This window comes from Mesorhizobium sp. M7D.F.Ca.US.005.01.1.1 (genome assembly GCF_003952545.1).
Classification (GTDB): domain Bacteria; phylum Pseudomonadota; class Alphaproteobacteria; order Rhizobiales; family Rhizobiaceae; genus Mesorhizobium; species Mesorhizobium loti.
Map to the genome: position 1 here is coordinate 449,084 of NZ_CP034453.1, position 17,196 is coordinate 466,279.

At 58.8% G+C, this 17,196-nt stretch carries 12 protein-coding genes and 4 pseudogenes; 7 read left to right on the forward strand and 9 right to left on the reverse strand.

Going from position 1 to position 17,196, the window contains the following annotated elements:
- Positions 1-83 precede the first annotated feature (83 nt).
- From EJ076_RS02075 to EJ076_RS02100, 6 genes and pseudogenes are all read left to right on the forward strand, one after another.
- Positions 84-170, forward strand: a pseudogene (locus EJ076_RS02075) (helix-turn-helix domain-containing protein); the annotation flags it as partial.
- Between the two features lie 273 nt (positions 171-443).
- Entirely contained in the window at positions 444-1,925 is a 1,482-nt protein-coding gene (gene nifB / locus EJ076_RS02080) for a nitrogenase cofactor biosynthesis protein NifB (protein ID WP_063169393.1), read from the forward strand.
- Between the two features lie 29 nt (positions 1,926-1,954).
- On the forward strand, positions 1,955-2,149 hold the full coding sequence (locus EJ076_RS02085; RefSeq protein WP_024505232.1) for a 4Fe-4S binding protein: 195 nt from the start codon (positions 1,955-1,957) through the stop codon (positions 2,147-2,149).
- 85 nt (positions 2,150-2,234) lie between these two features.
- The gene (locus EJ076_RS02090) at positions 2,235-2,555 is read left to right on the forward strand and encodes a nitrogen fixation protein NifZ (RefSeq protein ID WP_024505231.1); all 321 of its coding nucleotides are present in this window, start codon (positions 2,235-2,237) and stop codon (positions 2,553-2,555) included.
- Positions 2,552-2,764 carry a putative nitrogen fixation protein NifT gene (gene nifT / locus EJ076_RS02095; RefSeq protein WP_024505230.1) on the forward strand — a complete coding sequence of 71 codons (213 nt, stop codon included), beginning with the start codon at positions 2,552-2,554 and terminating at the stop codon, positions 2,762-2,764. Before EJ076_RS02090 ends, nifT begins: the two co-directional genes overlap by 4 nt.
- A 34-nt stretch (positions 2,765-2,798) precedes the next feature.
- Positions 2,799-3,692 (forward strand): SIR2 family protein, encoded by an 894-nt coding sequence (locus EJ076_RS02100; protein WP_024505229.1) that lies wholly within the window; start codon positions 2,799-2,801, stop codon positions 3,690-3,692.
- A 307-nt stretch (positions 3,693-3,999) separates the two neighbouring features.
- On the opposite strand, the gene EJ076_RS02105 is transcribed toward EJ076_RS02100, so the two are convergent.
- The 5 genes and pseudogenes from EJ076_RS02105 to EJ076_RS02125 form a co-directional block, all read right to left on the reverse strand.
- Positions 4,000-4,566, reverse strand: a complete 567-nt coding sequence (locus EJ076_RS02105; protein ID WP_024505228.1) for a sugar O-acetyltransferase — start codon at positions 4,564-4,566, stop codon at positions 4,000-4,002.
- Positions 4,567-5,030: 464 nt separating this feature from the next.
- Positions 5,031-6,074, reverse strand: a pseudogene (gene nifA / locus EJ076_RS02110) (nif-specific transcriptional activator NifA); the annotation flags it as partial.
- A gap of 772 nt (positions 6,075-6,846) precedes the next feature.
- Positions 6,847-8,055 (reverse strand): beta-ketoacyl-[acyl-carrier-protein] synthase family protein, encoded by a 1,209-nt coding sequence (locus EJ076_RS02115; RefSeq protein ID WP_063169394.1) that lies wholly within the window; start codon positions 8,053-8,055, stop codon positions 6,847-6,849.
- Positions 8,056-8,337, reverse strand: a complete 282-nt coding sequence (locus EJ076_RS02120) for an acyl carrier protein (RefSeq protein WP_029356603.1) — start codon at positions 8,335-8,337, stop codon at positions 8,056-8,058.
- 1,218 nt (positions 8,338-9,555) lie between these two features.
- Positions 9,556-10,779 (reverse strand): annotated as a pseudogene (locus tag EJ076_RS02125) (IS110 family transposase).
- Between the two features lie 701 nt (positions 10,780-11,480).
- Here EJ076_RS02125 and EJ076_RS02130 point away from each other — a divergent pair.
- Positions 11,481-12,398: a LysR family transcriptional regulator gene (locus EJ076_RS02130; protein WP_063170390.1), complete on the forward strand. Its 918-nt coding sequence runs from the start codon at positions 11,481-11,483 to the stop codon at positions 12,396-12,398.
- Positions 12,399-12,446: 48 nt separating this feature from the next.
- On the opposite strand, the gene EJ076_RS02135 is transcribed toward EJ076_RS02130, so the two are convergent.
- The 4 genes and pseudogenes from EJ076_RS02135 to EJ076_RS02150 form a co-directional block, all read right to left on the reverse strand.
- Positions 12,447-13,250, reverse strand: a complete 804-nt coding sequence (locus tag EJ076_RS02135) for a TIM barrel protein (protein WP_063169395.1) — start codon at positions 13,248-13,250, stop codon at positions 12,447-12,449.
- Positions 13,251-13,414: 164 nt separating this feature from the next.
- Positions 13,415-14,475 (reverse strand): annotated as a pseudogene (locus EJ076_RS02140) (LacI family DNA-binding transcriptional regulator).
- Between the two features lie 275 nt (positions 14,476-14,750).
- Positions 14,751-16,034, reverse strand: a complete 1,284-nt coding sequence (locus EJ076_RS02145; protein ID WP_210326678.1) for a dicarboxylate/amino acid:cation symporter — start codon at positions 16,032-16,034, stop codon at positions 14,751-14,753.
- A gap of 392 nt (positions 16,035-16,426) precedes the next feature.
- Positions 16,427-17,188 (reverse strand): sulfotransferase domain-containing protein, encoded by a 762-nt coding sequence (locus tag EJ076_RS02150; RefSeq protein ID WP_063169397.1) that lies wholly within the window; start codon positions 17,186-17,188, stop codon positions 16,427-16,429.
- Positions 17,189-17,196 lie beyond the last annotated feature (8 nt).

Consider the following 17,196-nt stretch of genomic DNA (forward strand, 5'->3'; position numbering starts at 1 on the left):
CGCCCGCCTGAACACGAGATGGCCACTTGCGATTCTAACGATACGGCCGGACGGGGGCTGGGACCGCGGCGGACGAAGCGTGACGGCTGATCGACACAATGGAGAAGGCCGGCTGGGTTCAGGCTAATGCGGCTCGAATTCTCGGCCTCAAGCTGCGACAAGTCGGCTAGGCGATACGCCGGCATAGTATCGAGGTGAAGGAACTTCTAAGAGCCTGATGAGCCAATCGTCAGGCCAGTGGTCTTGCGCGCCCTGTGCGCGACAAGGAGTGCTTCGTGCTTCTGAACGGATTTGGACTTGCACTGTCGCAAGCAGGACAAAATTGTGTCGCGCCGGCCTGACACAATGCGATATCGACCCGAATAGTGAACTGAAGCCGCTTTTTTCAGTTGGTATGGCTCTTGCACCTTGAACCGCGACGTTACCAGCAACGGAGCCGTTTGATGTCCTCACCGACAGTTTCGATTGAGGGGCCGACTAGCACGACATCCGAGGGTCTTCTGGCAGCCGCGAAATCCGGTGGCTGCGCATCGTCTTCCTACGGCTCGTCGCCGACCAGCCCGGGCGAAGAGGATCCGGCTATTTGGGAAAGGATCAAGGATCACCCCTGCTTTTCGGAGGAAGCGCATCATTATTTCGCGCGTATGCATGTGGCGGTCGCGCCGGCTTGCAATGTCCAGTGCAACTATTGCAATCGCAAATACGATTGCGCCAACGAGAGCCGGCCTGGTGTTGTGTCTGAGAAGTTGACGCCCGACCAAGCGCTACGCAAGGTCATCGCCGTTGCCAACAAAGTTCCGCAGCTTTCGGTTCTTGGCATCGCTGGGCCGGGGGATGCCTGTTACGATTGGGAGAAAACGAAGGCAACGTTCGACCGCGTCATCAGGGAAATCCCCGACATAAAGCTGTGCGTCTCCACTAATGGGCTCGTGCTGCCGGACCATGTCGCCGAGCTTGCCGAAATGAATGTTGATCACGTGACGATCACCATCAACATGGTCGACCCGGAAGTCGGCGCGAAGATCTATCCATGGATCTTTTATGAAAATCGCCGCTACTTCGGCATCGAAGCCGCTCGAATCTTGCACGCGCGGCAGATGCTGGGCCTGGAGATGCTGAGCGCGCGCGGCATCCTCACCAAAATCAACTCGGTGATGATTCCTGGAGTGAACGACCAGCACCTGTTTGAGGTGAACAAAATGGTCAGGGAGCGGGGCGCGTTTCTGCACAACGTGATGCCTCTGATTTCGGACCCGGCGCACGGTACCCACTACGGACTCATCGGGCAGCGCGGCCCAACGGCAACGGAGATGATGGCTCTTCAGGATCGACTTGAAGGTGGCGCCAAGTTGATGCGCCACTGCCGGCAGTGCCGGGCAGATGCTGTCGGCCTGCTCGGTGAAGATCGTGGCCAGGAATTCACGCTGGACGGTATTCCCGACGATGTCGCCTACGATGCTGGCAAGCGTCAGGCCTATCGGCAGGTGGTCGCACACGAGCGCCGTGATCATGAGGCGGCGAGGAGCGAGGCCATCGGTATGGTCAAGGCAACAGACTCCGAAAAGTCGCTTCTGGTTGCGGTGGCCACTAAGGGAGGTGGACGGGTCAACGAACACTTCGGCCACGCGAAGGAATTCCAGGTTTATGAAGTCTCGCCTAGAGGGATCAGCTTGGTCGGGCATCGGAAGGTCGAGCGGTATTGCCTCGGAGGCGGGGGCGAAGACGCCATCCTCGAGGGCGTCATCGCAGCGCTCGAAGGCATACACATAGTGCTATGCGCCAAGATCGGAAATCGCCCGAAGGAACAACTCTCGCGAGTTGGACTGCGCGTAACCGACGCCTATGGCCATGACTACATCGAGACCGCAGTCAGCGCACTTTACGCGGCAGAGTTTGGGATCAGACCACTAGCGGCGACGGCCTGAGCCGTCTCGTCCGATAACCAGGAGTTAGAATGGCTTTAAAGATCATCGCATCCCAATGTACCCAATGCGGGGCCTGCGAGTTCGAATGTCCTTCGGAAGCGATCAAGTTCAAGGGCGACGCCTATGTGATCGATCCAAACAAGTGCACCGAATGCAAGGAGGCCTTCGATACGCAGCAATGCGTGTCGGTCTGTCCGGTACCGAAAACCTGCGTTCCCGCTTGATTCCTACCGAAACGGTCGGGTTCGCCGCACGACGACGCCTGCAACCCGCGACCACAACAAAAGCCTCGAGAAAGGAATGGACAGCATGTGGTCCAGACGCGAACAGGAGGTCGAAATCGGCAGACCGCCACGGTTCATGCAGGGTGAGCGGGTCCGTGCGATACGCCACATAAAAAACGACGGCACCTATCCCGGCAAGGAGATCGGCGAAAACCTCGTGCGGAAGGGCGACGAAGGCTACGTGCGCGACATTGGAACCTTTCTCCAGCAATTCTTCATCTATGCGGTCGAATGGATCGATCGTGGCACGGTCGTCGGCATGCGAGCGCGCGAACTCATTAGCCTCGACAAAGTCGAGGTTCCCTGCGGAGCTGAAGGCATTTCCAACGGGGGAACAGCCGGATGAAAGTAATGATTCGCAGGACCGCTACTGGCTTGTCGGCTTATGTCCCCAAGAAGGATCTCGAAGAGCCGATCACCGAGATTGAGAACGCTGACTTATGGGGCGGGACCGTGACGCTCAGGAACGGTTGGCGGCTCATGCTGCCCGACCTTCCGCGCGACACGCGTTTGCCGATCACCGTCGAGGCGATGAAGATTTCCGACGGGGCCTGATGCCGGTGGGTTCAGTGGCGGAGAGGAAACGCGTATGAACACGATGCTGAGCTGGGACCATCTCGTCGTCGTCCGGGGCAGTTTTGCCAAAAAACTGATTGACCTGCTGAACGGCGCTCTCAAGGCCGATCGAGTGATCCCCTATCTCGGTCCTGGTCTTCTGCAGCTTAACCCACCGGAATCCCCTGTACCTTGCACCCCTGAAGATGTCGCCGCGGCCCTCAACAAGCGGGCGCCTGCCCCTTCCAGGATTCGCACCAATATGTGGTCGGTCGCGCAGTTTATCGAGCAGCGCCGACATCGTCGGACTCTCCAAGCGTGGATGGCGGAGATATTCGCAGCCCCCGCCGAGCCGACCGTTCTTCACGCCTGGCTCGCAACCCTTCAACTGTCTGTCATCATCGACAGCTGGTACGATGGCGCCATGCGAGCAGCCCTTGCAGAGGCCGGCCAAACAGACGTTGTCGAGATACAAGGAACGACGCGCGCGACCGGAATCGGTAACATCTGGACGAGAACTTACGATTTGTCAGGAACAGAACTCGAGGCCGAACAAGTGGCTAGGACGGTGCTCTATGCGCCGCACGGCAGCGTCAGGCCGGCGGCAAACTTCCTCGTGGCTGATTCCGATTACGTCGAAGTCCTAACCGAAATTGATATCCAGACGCCGATCCCGGACGCGGTGAAGCAACGGCGCGTCAACCGGGGTTTTTTCTTCGTGGGCTGCCGCTTCAACGATCAGATGCTGCGCACATATGCCAGACAGCTGATGAAGCGCTCCACTGGCCCACATTTTGCGGTGATCGATTCGGCTACGCTGACCAGAAACGAACGTCGTTTCCTTGCCGAAGGCGCAATCACGGTCATCGACATGCCGATCCGCAACGCCGCGGCTCGCCTCGTCGGGGTCGATGCTAGCCAGGATTAATGGCCGGCGATTGCTGGTGAGTCGCTGCTTGCCTCCAAGGGCGAAAACTCAGTTGGGAATACATTCGTGAGCAGTAATGCTAGTGGCAGCACAACGTAGGCTCTGAATTCGTTGGGCCATGTGAAAGGGTCCGCTGCTGCGGGACGTGAGCACGTTGCGGCGGCATTACGCACATGATCTTGTGACCCCCGTGGCAAAAGAACTGAAGCGCCCGAGTCGCGACAACATATGCAGCGCTCAATGGCTTCGACAAAAATTCGGCACAGTTTCGACAGTTCGCATGCACCTCCAGGGTCAACGAGGTTGATTATGCCTGTTTATGTGGGTCGGCCACGCGAGCAGGAATTCCCACTACCTTTGCCCCGGCGGGAACATCTCGTGTGACCACGCAGCCAGCGCCTACCACTGCATTATCACCAATCGTGACGCCAGGCAGAATGATTGCTCCACCGCCGATCCAGACACGGCTGCCAATGTGAACAGGACGCCCGACCTGCAGGCCGGCCTGCCGCTGCTCGGCATCATGTGGATGATCGGCGGTATAAATCTGCACAGCAGGCCCAATTGCCGTTCCTTGCCCGATTTTGACCTCTACCACGTCAAGAATAACGCAGTTGAAGTTGATGTAGGCATTGGCTCCAATGCGGATATTGAATCCGTAGTCGCAAAAAAAGGGCGGACGGATGACCGTTCCGCGCCCAACCTCTCCCAGCCGCTCGGACAAAAGCTCATGCCAATGCCCCGTGGTCTGCCCCAGCGTATCATTGTACCGCTTGAGCCAAGCCCCGGTTGCCAACAGGTCAGCTTGGATCTCCGGATCCGCCGCATTGTAAAACTCGCCTGCGAGCATCTTTTCTTTTTGGCTACGCATCATAGTCTCCCGTCAGGTCGTGTCCCGTACAGTGATGCAGGAACGCACATCAAACTGCCTCGGCAACTTTGTAACTCGATCTTGCCGGGCGCGCGGTCGGTCACGAGCCGGGGCGACAGTTTCGTCTCGACCAACTTCCAAGAATTTGGATATCGGAGATCAACCGGTCGCAGGGGCCAATACCTGACGAAGTCGGCAACTGTCCAGCGGTCGAACTCACTTTCATGCCCATCTCAGATTGCGTGATATCGAGCGGTAAGCCATCAGCTAATGTATCGACCAGGTCCCGCCAGAGGATTACTCCTTTTTAGTTTGTCAGTCGCAGAGCCCCAGTACGACTGGTGGTAGAAAGCACACGGCCGGAATCTTGGCAGCGCTGTTCACACCCACTTCGTAAGCCTGGCCGATGGGCTCGGCGCCAGAGCACCAATGCTTGACCTGCTCCAGCTCTTGCTCGGCGGGTTGTTTCAGAGACGCTTGATCTCGATACCGCGTTTTCTCAGCACGTAGCCGATCTGGCGCGGGGTCAAACCGAGCAGGCGCGCCGCCTTTGCCTGCACCCAGCCACACTTTTCCATGGCAGCAATGACCGTATCGGCATCGGGCACCCTACCACGAGTCGTGGCAGGGCCTATCGGCGCTTGCCCGTCGCCGACGGGCGGGGCGGCACAGGCGGCGGAAGGCTCGATCGTAGTCGACTTCTCTGACGTCGGCTGTCCGTTCTTCCACAGCGCCGCGGCCAAGCACTGATCCGCGTAACAGGCAAAGTCAGTTCTGAGGATTGATGGACCCGTCGCCAGAACTGCCGTCCGTTGAACGCAGTTTTCGAGCTCTCGGATGTTACCTGGAAATTCGCAGTTCATTAGCACCTCAATCGCTTCGGGAGCGAAGGTCAGCGTGTGATCATTCTCAGTATTGAAATTCTTGAGAAACTGAGCGGCCAAGAGCGGAATATCACCTCGCCTTTCGCGCAATGCCGGCACGCGTAAAGTGACGACGTTGATGCGATAATAGAGGTCTTGCCGGAACTCCTTGCGTTGAACTGCCGTTTCCAAGTCCCTGTTCGTTGCGGCAATCACGCGAACATCAACTTTAATGGTGTGGTTGCTGCCGACGCGCTCAAACTCCTGCTCCTGCAGGACACGCAGCAGCTTAGCCTGGAACGAACCTGATATTTCGCCAATCTCGTCCAGAAACAATGTGCCTTTGTCGGCAGCCTCAAAGCGCCCCTTGCGCAAACTGCTCGCGTCGGTGAAGGCACCCTTCTCATGACCGAACAAGTCAGATTCCAGAAGCGTCTCGGTGAGCGCCGCGCAATTGACCTTGATGAAGGGCTGCTTGGCGCGAGGCGAGAGCTCGTGAATGGCTTTGGCAACCAGCTCCTTGCCGGTTCCGGATTCACCTCGCAACAGGACCGTAGTCTTCGCCTTGGCCACCTTGACAAGGTGCTCACGCAGCTTGCGCAGCGCCTGACTATCGCCAAGCATCTCCTTGCTGATCTTTTTACGTTCCATTTGGCAGCCCATCCCACTCCGCCACCCGCCGGTAGAACTGCACTGGACGGTGAGCTGTGTTGTATTTCGCCATCATCATTCTCGATCTCACCTTTGTTGCTTCGAAATTTCCGGCGCGCGGACCCCCTCGGCAAATGGCAATGGCGCCTGAGCATCGTTGTCTTTCACCAGGACGAGCGTCTTCTCCTCCGTGCGGGCGCCCGCAATATGCGCGCTTGTTTGCGCAGGCCTTTACTCGACCGGTCGCCGTTCTGTCCGGCTTCTGCCGCACCGCAGCCTGCAAACCCATCCTTGACAAGAAAGGAGGGGAGTCAATCGAGCTCTCCTTGCATTCGTGCAAGGAAAATTGTCAGTTTGATAGAATTCTATCAAAACGGCAGAAACGCCCCGCCCCCAATTTGGCTGTACCTGCGGCGTTCAGCTTACGTGACGACATGTGCGGACTTGTCCCAATTGCCGTCCGAGTTGTGCGGGAAACAGTAGCCGCTGCGCTGTTCGCTTCAACCGCGTGATGCCGCTGACAGTAGAGGCGGCGGCTCGTCGAGCGAGGCTTCATTGTTCGGCTACTAAAGCGGCTGTGCTTTGGTGGGAGTTGGTTTCGCCCAAGTTCTGGGCCTGGGGGCGTCTAGCCCGTTTCGCCGCACAGGCTCCTCCCACATCGTCGAGGCCGAGAAGGAGGGACCCCACAGCCCTCCCTGTATCACAATGCCCCGCCCCTCAAGCAGCTAGATACGACAGGTGACCTCGAATGAGGCGTCTTGCATGGCTTCTACACCTGCCTGAATGCCAGAACTGCGTTCGTACCGCCCATGGCGAAGGCGTTGCTCATGGCGACGCGCACCTTGCGCTCGCGCGGCACATTGGGTGTGATGTCGAGGTCGCAAGCGGGATCTGGCTCGCGATAGTTGGCGGTCGGCGGCACGACGTCCTCTTGGATTGCCATCACGCAGGCGATCATTTCAAGCGCGCTCGCTGCGCCGAGGCAATGCGCGTGCGTGGACTTGGTGGAAGAGATGGACATCGAATAAGCGTGGTTTCCAAACACACGCTTGATCGCCGCCGTTTCAGTCTGATCATTGCTCTTGGTACCGGTGCCGTGCGCGTTGAGATAGTCGACGTCCTCGGCATTCAGCCCGGCATCGGCAAGGCAGGCGCGCATCGCCGACGCTGGCCCCTCGACAGATGGCGCGGCAATGTGGAAGGCATCGGCGGAAAGGCCGACGCCGGCGATCTCGGCAAGAATTGTGGCACCACGCCTCGTGGCATGCTCGTAGCTTTCCAGCACGGCCATGCCCGCACCCTCGCCCAGCACCAGGCCCTTCCTATCGGCGGAGAAGGGCCGGCAGGTATCGGGTGAAAGCACGCGCATTGCTTCCCATGCTTTCAGCACGCCCCATGCGAAGGGTGCGTCGCTGCCTCCGGAAACCATTACGTCGGCCCGGCCCAGCTTGATCTGGTCCACCGCCGAGGCGATCGCATGGTTGGCCGAGGCACATGCGGAGGTCACCCCGAAGACCGGCCCGCGCAAGCCGAGGCTCAAGCTCACCTGGCCGGCGGCGGCGCTTGGCATCGTTTTGGGTACAGCGAGGATGCCAACTCGCCTCGCGCCGTCCAAAAGGAGGGCCCGGTAAGTTTCCTCCATCACATCCCAGCCCAAGCCGCCGACGCCCACTGTCGCGCCGAAGCGATGGGCATTCCCCTCGTCGCAGGAAAGTCCGGCCTGCCGCATGGCTTCGCGCGCTGCAAGCACGGCGAGCAAGCTGAAGCGGGCCATGGAGACGAGCTGCTTGCGATCGATGTCGTGCTGGGGCAGCGCCTTGATCTCAGCGCCGGTCATGCCCTCCAGGTCATGAAGCTCGGAATTGGCGATCGGGCCGATGGCGGAGCGGCCTTCGCGCATCTCTTTCCACATAGAGGCGGCGTCGGTGCCCAGTCCGCACAGGCCGCCCACTCCGGTGATAACGACGCGCCTGTCCATTCAAGCCTCCTTCGCAAGCAAGCCGCGGACGGCTTCCACGACGTCGCCGACATTCTTGAGATTGGACCAGGCATCGGCCGTGTTCATGTCGATCTTGATGCCGTAGGCCTGCTCCACATCCCAGAGGACGTCCGCCAAACCCAGCGAATCGAACCCGAGCGCGTCCAGTTCCGTGGCGATTGTTATCTCGCCGACGAATGACGCAGGCATTCCCTCACCGCTCTCCGACTCGGCGCGTTTCTTGATCAGGGCAATGACGTCCGTTGCGAATTGATCGGCCATTCTGTTTCCTGTCTTTCTTTCCCGCGTTTCGACCTGGACGCGGCTCAGTTCCTGAGGCGCGCCGCGTCGCGAAAGCCATCACGCTTGGGCAACTGACAAAGCCCAATGCTCATAAAGCCGGATCAGGTCCGGCCGGTGTGTGGCGTAGGTGCAGTATGACGATGTGAGCCGCTACACGTGCGCGTCTCCCGGTCTGTCCATAGGCTCGGAAGAAGTCGGACAGTTTGACATGGCCGGTCAGTTGCAACTCCCTTTCCCAGCACTCCACTGCCCGGTAGAGCGCATGAAAAATCTCCTTTCGGGCGGTTTCTTAAGACGCTCGCCACGCCATGAGGCAGTGGGGGCATCGGTGTCCATCAGGTGCTTCTGCCCATGCAGGATTCCAGAACATTGATGAAATCGTTTGTTTCGATGAAAGGCATCCACACTTTGGATGGTTGACCACGCTTTTCAAAGATCGTGAACTACATCTCCTCGTTGTGCTCGACGCACTCCGGACAAGTAACCTCATGGGCGCGGCATGCAGGATTAACCGAGCCCAGCCGGTCATGAGTGCGGCCGGCGCTCGGCTGCTCGATTTATTTGCGCGATAAGCTCGCGACCATGTCCGCGGAGGTATTCAAACTTAACGCTGCGTCCGGGAGCTCTTGCCCTCCAGTTTGCGACGCTCCCCCGCCCATCCAGTGATCGTTTATTTCGTCGGATAGTTTGACCCGGCTCTACCGAATCGCCGCTTCAGGATCATTCTTTCCGATTTCGTCACGCTCGTATTTCTGCCGCGTCCTACACCGATTGGGCGCGAACAAAACTGAGCGCCTTGGAACCCGAACCCGTGCGTCGTGACCGGGAGCATCCGGGGCGAACTCATCCGCTCGGGGGCATCGCATCACCGGACGGCGACAGGCACGGTCGACCGGCATCTCGGCATCGGCTGGGAATTCGTCCATGGTCTGCATTGGCGACGACGCTTCCTGAGGCCACGTAGCCCTTATGCCAAGCTGGGCGCCCGGGTCGAGCGCGTAATGACGACAATTGCTTCGCTGCAGGTCAAACGCTTTCCGGGCCACCTGCAAAGTCTTCACCCGGCCGTACAGCGCCCAAGACCACTGATGTGATCGACAAGAGCCTTTTTGATAAATCTGCGCTATTCTCCTGTCGCGCACGGACGACCGCGTGGCGAAGAGCAGGGTCCGAGATGAGAGCCCTGCCGCGCAGCTTCTATCGTCGCGCCTCGTTTGCGGCATCCGTGCCTACCCTCTTCGGACCTCGTGGGTTCCAACCGGCGACGAGGCGTGCATAGGCGCCCTCGGCCTGCTCCACCCAGCGGCGCTCTTCTTCCCGGTGGCTCTTTATGTTGTAGGCGTGCGCTCCCTTTTGGCCGCGCACAGCCTTGCTCCCGGCCTTGAGTTCCACATCGCGCAAGCTTCTTGGCATGCAGGGAGGGTCGAGCCCACGCGTAACTCTCGCCCTTCTCAACAGATGACAGATCACGACAGAGAGTTTGCGTGCGGTTGCCACGGCCGCGACATGCTGTCCGCGCCGGGCTCGCACGCCGCAGGGAGAAGGCTCGCAACGGTCCGGGAGCACGAGCGGCCGCCCAGGCCGCCTCGACGAGCATGCCGCGCGCATGACCACGGCCCTGCTTGGTGATCCGCCCATGGTAGGCCGGACCTGGCCGGACTGCTGGACGCTTGGGTTCAACCCGAGATAGGTCACGAGCTTCTGCGGATCGTCGAAGCGCGACACGTCGCCGATCGCCGCCCTTCATCGCCAGCGCGACGGTGATGTCGACGCCGGGAATGGTCATCAGCCGCTTCACGCCTTCATCCTCGAGAGCCGAGCGGACAAGATCGCGTTCGATGACCTGGAGGTCTTCGCCCAATCGGTCGAACTCGCGCAGATGCCCATCGATCGCGAGGCGCTCGTCCTGCGGTACGACCTGCTCGATTAACCAGGTCCGACCCTTGGCGCCGCACAGGTCAGCATGCGGGCAGGACGGATCAGGTGGCTATGAAGGATCGACTGGATGACGCTCTTCAATCGAGATCTCTGTCGGACAATCTGATTGCGCCGTGTCACCTGTCGACGCAGAGCCTGCGTCGGCTCGTCCGCAATCCAGACTTCTGGCAAGAAGCCGCTGGCATAGAGCTGCGCAAGAACGTCGGCGTCGATCGTCGTTTTGATCTTGGCATAGGCAACGATAAACACCTGTTTCGGCTTGGCGATCCCCACCTTCTTCACATGCGGCGCAACCACAGCTGCAGCGGACGTCGCGTTGCCGGTGGCCTCGATCACCCCGACATCGTTCGGCGACAGCTTCGCGGCGAACGCCGCCAGCAGATCGCGCCGCATGTCGACGCGGCCGAGTCGCCTGAGCCTGCCCTCCTCCCATGCCACTGCTTCGGCGAAGGCGCGGTGAATATCCAGTCCGATGATAAGCATGCCCGTTCCTCCTTCTTGGCTCGGTCAAAGACGGGAGCTGGCGGGCAACACGACATCTACTGATCCGCGCTCGCAGCGCATCCGGGAAAGTCGCGAGGGGCGGCCATGTAACGAGCTCGGGCTCTCAGCCCACGGTCTATTGACGGCCTGCCTGCACCTTTGTGCTCCCGGTGCCCCACGTCCCGGATGGGCTCACCATAAGGGCGTTCCAAAACAAGAACAGCAGGACGAGAAGGCACCACAGATCACATACCGGATAGCGGCAAGGCCAAGCGCTTCGTTCAGATAGGCTTGCGCCAATGGGCTTAGGCCGAGCCTACAACAGCTCTCAAAAACGCTGCCGGACTGCTGCATTGGCTCGCCGATACAATTGGCACAGGCCTCACGGCAGCTTAGGATCAAACCGCCCATCAGTCGCCTCGGACTGGAAAGGTGCACCCTATTAGGTTCCACGCCTAGCTAGGTCGGGGCCGCCGAAGACGCTGGTTGATAGACCGGCGCCATCGGCCCGGCGTTTCAAACTGCCAATCTCTGACCTGCACAGTACGAACGATTGCTCGCTTCGGCAGATCACGCGGCTCATATGTCGGACCTTAACGTCATCCATCATAAACTTTTTGCGACAAAAGATTGCAAGAATGCTAAATTGTTAAAGTCGTTTGTTTCGGTTAAAGGCATCCATCCCATGGATGGCTGATGACATGCGTTTCAAAGGACTTGATCTAAATCTCCTCGTTGTGCTCGACGCACTCCTGACGGAGCGTAATCTCTCGGCGGCGGCACGCAGGATTAACCTGAGTCAGCCCGCCATGAGTGCGGCCGTCGCCCGACTGCGCGATTATTTCCGCGATGAACTGTTTACGATAAGAGGTCGCGAAAGATTTCTAACCCCGCGTGCGGCAGCATTTGCCCCCGCAGTTCGCGACGCTCTCCAGCACATCCAGTGCTCGATTATTTCTTCGGATCCGTTTGACCCAGCTCGAGCCGATCGCCTCTTCAGGATCATTCTTTCCGATTTCGTCACGCTCGTGTTTTTCGAAAAGCTTGTGGAGCGTATTTCACGGGAAGCCCCCGCCGTCAGCTTCGAACTGCTGCCTGTCGACGATAGCCCCGATGAGCTTCTCCGGCGCGGTGACGTCGATTTTCTAATTCTACCGGATATGTTCACGTCGAGTGTGCATTCAAGCGTTGCGCTGTTTGACGAGAAGCTCGTGTGCGTAGGCTGTCCCACAAACAAGCAGCTGCCACAGCAGCTTACATTCGAGAGATACATGTCGATGAGGCACGTCGCGGTCAGGTTCGGGCGTACGATGAAGCCGTCTATCGAGGAATGGTTTTTGCTTGAGCATGGCCTTAAGAGACGTGTCGAGGTCGCCGTGCAGGGCTTCAGCATGATTCCACCTATGGTGTCCGGCACAGCTCGTATAGCGACCATGCCCTTACGGCTGGTCAGGCATTTCGAAAAAACGTTCCCCCTGCGGGTTATCGAACTTCCGCTGCCATTTCCCACATTCACCGAGACCCTCCAATGGCCGGCCCTCCACAATAGCGATCCGGCAAGCATCTGGATGCGGGAGATAATGATACAGGAGGCATCTCGGATGGCTGCCCCGCTGTGAACCCACGGAAAATTCAGGCGCACCTATAGTCACTACTCCTGTCACCATCTACTTTGACGACAATAGCCCTCGCCGGATAAAGTCGATGCTGGCGGCAAGTGCGCCTGCGAGATCGTCCAGAGAATGGACTTCCTCGACCAGCTCGAATGAGAAAGGTCCCGCGTAGCCGCCATCCAGCAGCGCCTGAATCTGGCTGCCATTGTCGGAACCTGCAAGAAAGCGATCGGGGTAAATCCAGAAGGTCGGGTCGTTTACGCTTGAAATGTGCACCAGGCCGGTAAGCTCGCAGAACAGGCATGTCTCCCCGGCCAGGGTGTGGTGGAACGTGTCGTGCACGAGGCGAAAGACGGACTGGCCATCAACCGCGGCAACGGCCTCGGCCGCTTCCTTCTTTGATCGAAGCGAGCAGGTTCGGAAACCCAGCGGCTCGATGAGACCGATCAGACCCCGCGACTGGAGGATTGGCTTGATCTCGTTTAGAGCGAAACGAAGATTGTCCTGGCGCTCGCTATTGGTGGGCCACGAGCTGCGGTTGGCCGGCACCAACACGAGCGTCTCCGCCCCGCACGCCGTCGCATAATCGGCGAGGTTGCTTGCCTCGGCCTGACGCGTTGGAGTCCAGTCGTTGAACCGCTGCAAGGCGTTGACAGAGATGATCGTGACGCCCGCTTCGGTAGCGGCCAACCGAACGTCCGCAGCCGGAATGCCGCGTGCGACAGGATTGCTGAAATGAGGGTAACGGATTTGGACGTCGGTCAGGCCTTGGTCACGGGCAAGCGCGAAAAGCGCACTGACGTCAAGGCGGGGCGCCGCCATGTGATCGAGTGCAAAGCGGGGCGATACCTGGCGCATTGCTTGACTTTCCTTCCATGAAGCGCGGCTGCCATTTCGGCATCCGGCTTCTTTCAAGACGGAACCACGCCGGTTCACAGATCGGACAGAGACGGCCGAGTCAATCGAGCTTTCCTTTCATCGGTGAAAGGAAAATGGGCGCTCATGATAGAAATCCATCAAGGTCAAATATTTTCCGGAAGATAAATGTCGAACGGCAGAAATGTCTGCCCCGGGCTCTCCGCGACGCCGGCTTTGATGGCCCGCTCCATTGCCATTATCAGCTCCTGGCAAAGTCGGCGCATTGGCGTGCCGACCGCCATCGTCAAGATGTCATCCGCAAGCGCCCCACGTGACTGCGGCGTCATTTCACTCACGATCGCGACGAGATCCTGACCGCTCCCCTCTTCTCGGAGCGCGGAAATTGCCCCCTCTATCCCCCGCCGGCCATATAGAAGCCGACGAGCTCTGGTTCCCGCTGCATAAGATCCAGCAATTTTTCGTAAGTGAGCTGCCGTTCATCAAGGTTCACGAGCGCATCAAGCACCTCGAATTTTGGCGCGTTCTCACGAAAATACGCACGAAAGGCCGTTTCCCGCGTCGCATGCGCCTGGAAGCGATGGCTTCCGACAAACACCGCCACCTTGCCGGGCCGTTTTGCGGCCTTGGAAAACACCCAAGCGGCAGTCCGTCCGACCTTGCTGTTGTTGAGGCCGATGTAGCCCTCGCGCACGCCATCGGCGAAGTCGGATAGCAGCGAAAATACCGGGATACCTTTCGCCTTGAGCTCCTCGACTGATGCTGTGATTTTCGGGTGATCGGCCGCCACCATGGCGATCGCCTGGCAGCGGCTCCCAAGGTCCTTAAGAAGCGGGAGCAGGTCACGCGGCAAATGTGACTGCGCGAACTCGATGATCGGAAGGCCGTGGAAGGATTTAGCCATACTGACCGACTCTTCGATCTTGCGAGCGAAATCTTGGTAGAAATCGTGGGTAGGTTTTCTCAAGATGAAGCCCAGCTTGTAGTGCGGCAGGTGCTGCTGCAAGCGCTGTTTGATGAGACCGGCAGCATGATAGCCGATCGCGTGCGCGGCCGCATGGACCCGCTGGGCGGTCTCCTCTCGCACCGGAAGGCGGACGTTCAGAACCCGATCGACTGTTGCTACGCTGACTCCGGCTTCGCGGGCGAGATCGGCTATTGTGACGCGCTTTCCCCTAGCGATTCTGATCGGCCGGTCCTCCATCATCCGGTGCGCTCCCGCGACGGCTTGGGGCGGCAAGCTGAAATAGTTCCCCCACCCCGCGGATAGCGCATTCGACGAACAGCGCTCCATGCGCACCCAGATGAGTCTCCGTGAACCGTTCGTTTGCTTAGGGGCTTCATGGTGTTGTATTACTCACTGCGTTAGTACTCTATTTCCAGCGCTCTTTGGAGGCTGGCAATTCGACTGTTGTGTCAAGGCCGCTACTTACACGTCGCGCTGTTGCGATCTTGCTTGCGGGGAGCCAGTTTGATGTAACCCTAACCGCGGAAAGCGGTTTCCATCCGTGACTGGTCCAATTCGCCTTCCCAGCGAGCGACAACGAGCGATGCCACCGCATTACCGACTAAATTCGTCAGCGCGCGGCATTCCGACATGAAGCGGTCCACGCCAAGAATTAGAGCCATTCCGGCAACGGGAACACTCGGCACGACAGAGAGAGTAGCGGCCAATGTGATGAAGCCGGCGCCGGTGACGCCTGCCGCACCCTTCGAGGAAAGCATCGCAATTAGCAGCAGGAGGATCTGATCGGCAATTGACAAATCTGTGTTCGTCGCCTGGGCGATGAAGAGGGCGGCGATCGTCATGTAGATATTGGTACCGTCCAGATTGAATGAGTATCCAGTAGGGATGACGAGACTTACGACCGAACGGGCGGCGCCGGCCTTCTCCATCTTCTCCATTAGCGAGGGCAGCGCGGCCTCCGAGGAGGACGTTGCCAGGACAAGCAGCAGCTCGTCCTTGATGTAGCGGACGAGAGAAAAGATCGAGAAGCCGTTGTAGCGGCAGACCGCGCCGAGAACCCCGAACACGAAGAGGAAGGCGGTAAGATAGAACGTCGCGACCAGTATCGCGAGGTTGGCCACCGAACCGATTCCGTATTTGCCGATCGTAAAGGCCATTGCGCCGAAGGCGCCGATGGGTGCAGCCTTCATCAGAATGCCGACGAGCTTAAAAATGGGGGCGGTAAGCGCCTGGAGAAAGGTAACGACCGGCCTGCTCGTCTCTCCGGTCATCGCCAAAGCAATGCCGAACAGGACCGAGAAGAACAGGACTTGCAGGATGTCGCCTTCCGCGAAGGCACTGGCAATCGTTGACGGGATGATGTTCATCAGGAAGCTGGTCACGGACTGCTCGTGAGCCGTGGCCACATAGCCCTTAACGGCTTGGACATCGAGCGAGGCCGGATCGATGTTGAGGCCGGCGCCAGGTTGAACGATATTCGCGACAATCAGTCCGACAACGAGTGCAAGTGTCGAGAAGGTGAGGAAATAAACCATCGCCTTGGCGGCAACTCGGCCGACCTTCTGCAGATCGCTCATGCCGGCAATGCCGGTCGCAATTGTCAGGAAGATGACAGGTGCGATAATCATCTTGACGACTTTGATGAAGGCATCGCCGAGCGGCTTCAGGCTCTGGCCGGTTTCCGGATAGAGGTAGCCAATTGCGGCTCCCAGGACTATGGCGGCAAGCACCTGCACGTAGGTCCGGGCAAAATGGGGCTTGCGGGGCGCTGCGATCGCGCGGGGGACTCTTGGAACCAACACCGTTTCTCTCTCCCTGACCGGATCGGGGTGGGGGCTCCTCCTTCTCCCATGCTGCGCTCCGGTCGAGCGCTGCTGTCATCTCGGAGCAAGCGCCGTGCCAACTGGAGGCCTGTCCCGTCCAGCGAGATTGGTGCGGGTTGCGCACTGGAACCCTCCACCTTTGCCGGAATTTGCACTCAAGGCTCGCCAAAGATCGCGTCTGAAGAAGTGCTTCGCCAGAGAGGGAATTGACCAGGTCGCCTTGCGGCCGTGTCTTTGATGTCTGCCGCAGATCGACTGCCGGCCGATATCTCTGTCGTCTTGGTGACTTTGGTTTGTCAGTTTTGCGACGGAATGCGCGCAAACTGCAGGATATCCTACACGCCCATCAGAGCACGCGGTACAAGCGATTAAGCGTAGGAGCGCATTGAATCTCCGAGGTCAAAAAATCTTGAATAAGGTCCCCGTGCGAAGTGAATCCGCAACTCGTCAAAGTTCTCCACCGTTTGATCCAGCGGTCGCGTTTCCTGGCGCTGCAGGATGGCGTTATCTGATGGCTCAAGCGCTGGAACGCCCAGGAAATCCCAAACCGCTCCCAGGCATTGGGCAGGTTCGTGAAGTAGGCTCTCGTATTCCATTACAAGCAGGTTGGTCGACGTGAAGGAGTCCATAACGCGAGCGTGAAAATCGTCGGCGGCTTTGAAATAAGCCTCACAGTCGGCGATTGACAACCTGACGCTCGGTGGCCGAGCGGTATCGTTGTCCCAGCTGAACTTCAGCCAGTGACCGCTTTCCCTGGCCTGCACAAAGGATCGGAGCGATTCCAATACGTTTCGGCGAACAACAAGGATGACCTTGAGTGCTGGCCAACGAGCCAGTTCCGCAAAGAATGCGGGACGCTCGCGAAACTGAGGTTCATTGATCTTGCATCCAAGATGCGTCACATTCTTGTAGTCGCGCATAGGGCAGCGCACATAGGCAAGCTCAAGAAGCTCGCGATCCGTGCCTAGCAGGCGATCAGTGCTGGGCCAATTGGGATCATATTCGTTTAGCAACTCACCGTTACTCAAAACGGTCGGATGCTCGTTTAGCAATTCTTCTAAATAGTGTGTTCCGGTCCTTGGCATAGCAAGGATCACAAAAGGCTCAAGAGTTGCTTCGTTGTGGGTCATTGCATGTG

Excerpts from the sequence above, each read along its gene's own strand:
- nifB (WP_063169393.1), top strand. The coding sequence starts at position 444 with ATGTCCTCACCGACAGTTTCGATTGAGGGGCCGACTAGCACGACATCC.
- EJ076_RS02085 (WP_024505232.1), top strand. The coding sequence starts at position 1,955 with ATGGCTTTAAAGATCATCGCATCCCAATGTACCCAATGCGGGGCCTGC.
- EJ076_RS02090 (WP_024505231.1), top strand. The coding sequence starts at position 2,235 with ATGTGGTCCAGACGCGAACAGGAGGTCGAAATCGGCAGACCGCCACGG.
- nifT (WP_024505230.1), top strand. The coding sequence starts at position 2,552 with ATGAAAGTAATGATTCGCAGGACCGCTACTGGCTTGTCGGCTTATGTC.
- EJ076_RS02100 (WP_024505229.1), top strand. The coding sequence starts at position 2,799 with ATGAACACGATGCTGAGCTGGGACCATCTCGTCGTCGTCCGGGGCAGT.
- EJ076_RS02105 (WP_024505228.1), bottom strand. The coding sequence starts at position 4,566 with ATGATGCGTAGCCAAAAAGAAAAGATGCTCGCAGGCGAGTTTTACAAT.
- EJ076_RS02115 (WP_063169394.1), bottom strand. The coding sequence starts at position 8,055 with ATGGACAGGCGCGTCGTTATCACCGGAGTGGGCGGCCTGTGCGGACTG.
- EJ076_RS02120 (WP_029356603.1), bottom strand. The coding sequence starts at position 8,337 with ATGGCCGATCAATTCGCAACGGACGTCATTGCCCTGATCAAGAAACGC.
- EJ076_RS02130 (WP_063170390.1), top strand. The coding sequence starts at position 11,481 with ATGCGTTTCAAAGGACTTGATCTAAATCTCCTCGTTGTGCTCGACGCA.
- EJ076_RS02135 (WP_063169395.1), bottom strand. The coding sequence starts at position 13,250 with ATGCGCCAGGTATCGCCCCGCTTTGCACTCGATCACATGGCGGCGCCC.
- EJ076_RS02150 (WP_063169397.1), bottom strand. The coding sequence starts at position 17,188 with ATGACCCACAACGAAGCAACTCTTGAGCCTTTTGTGATCCTTGCTATG.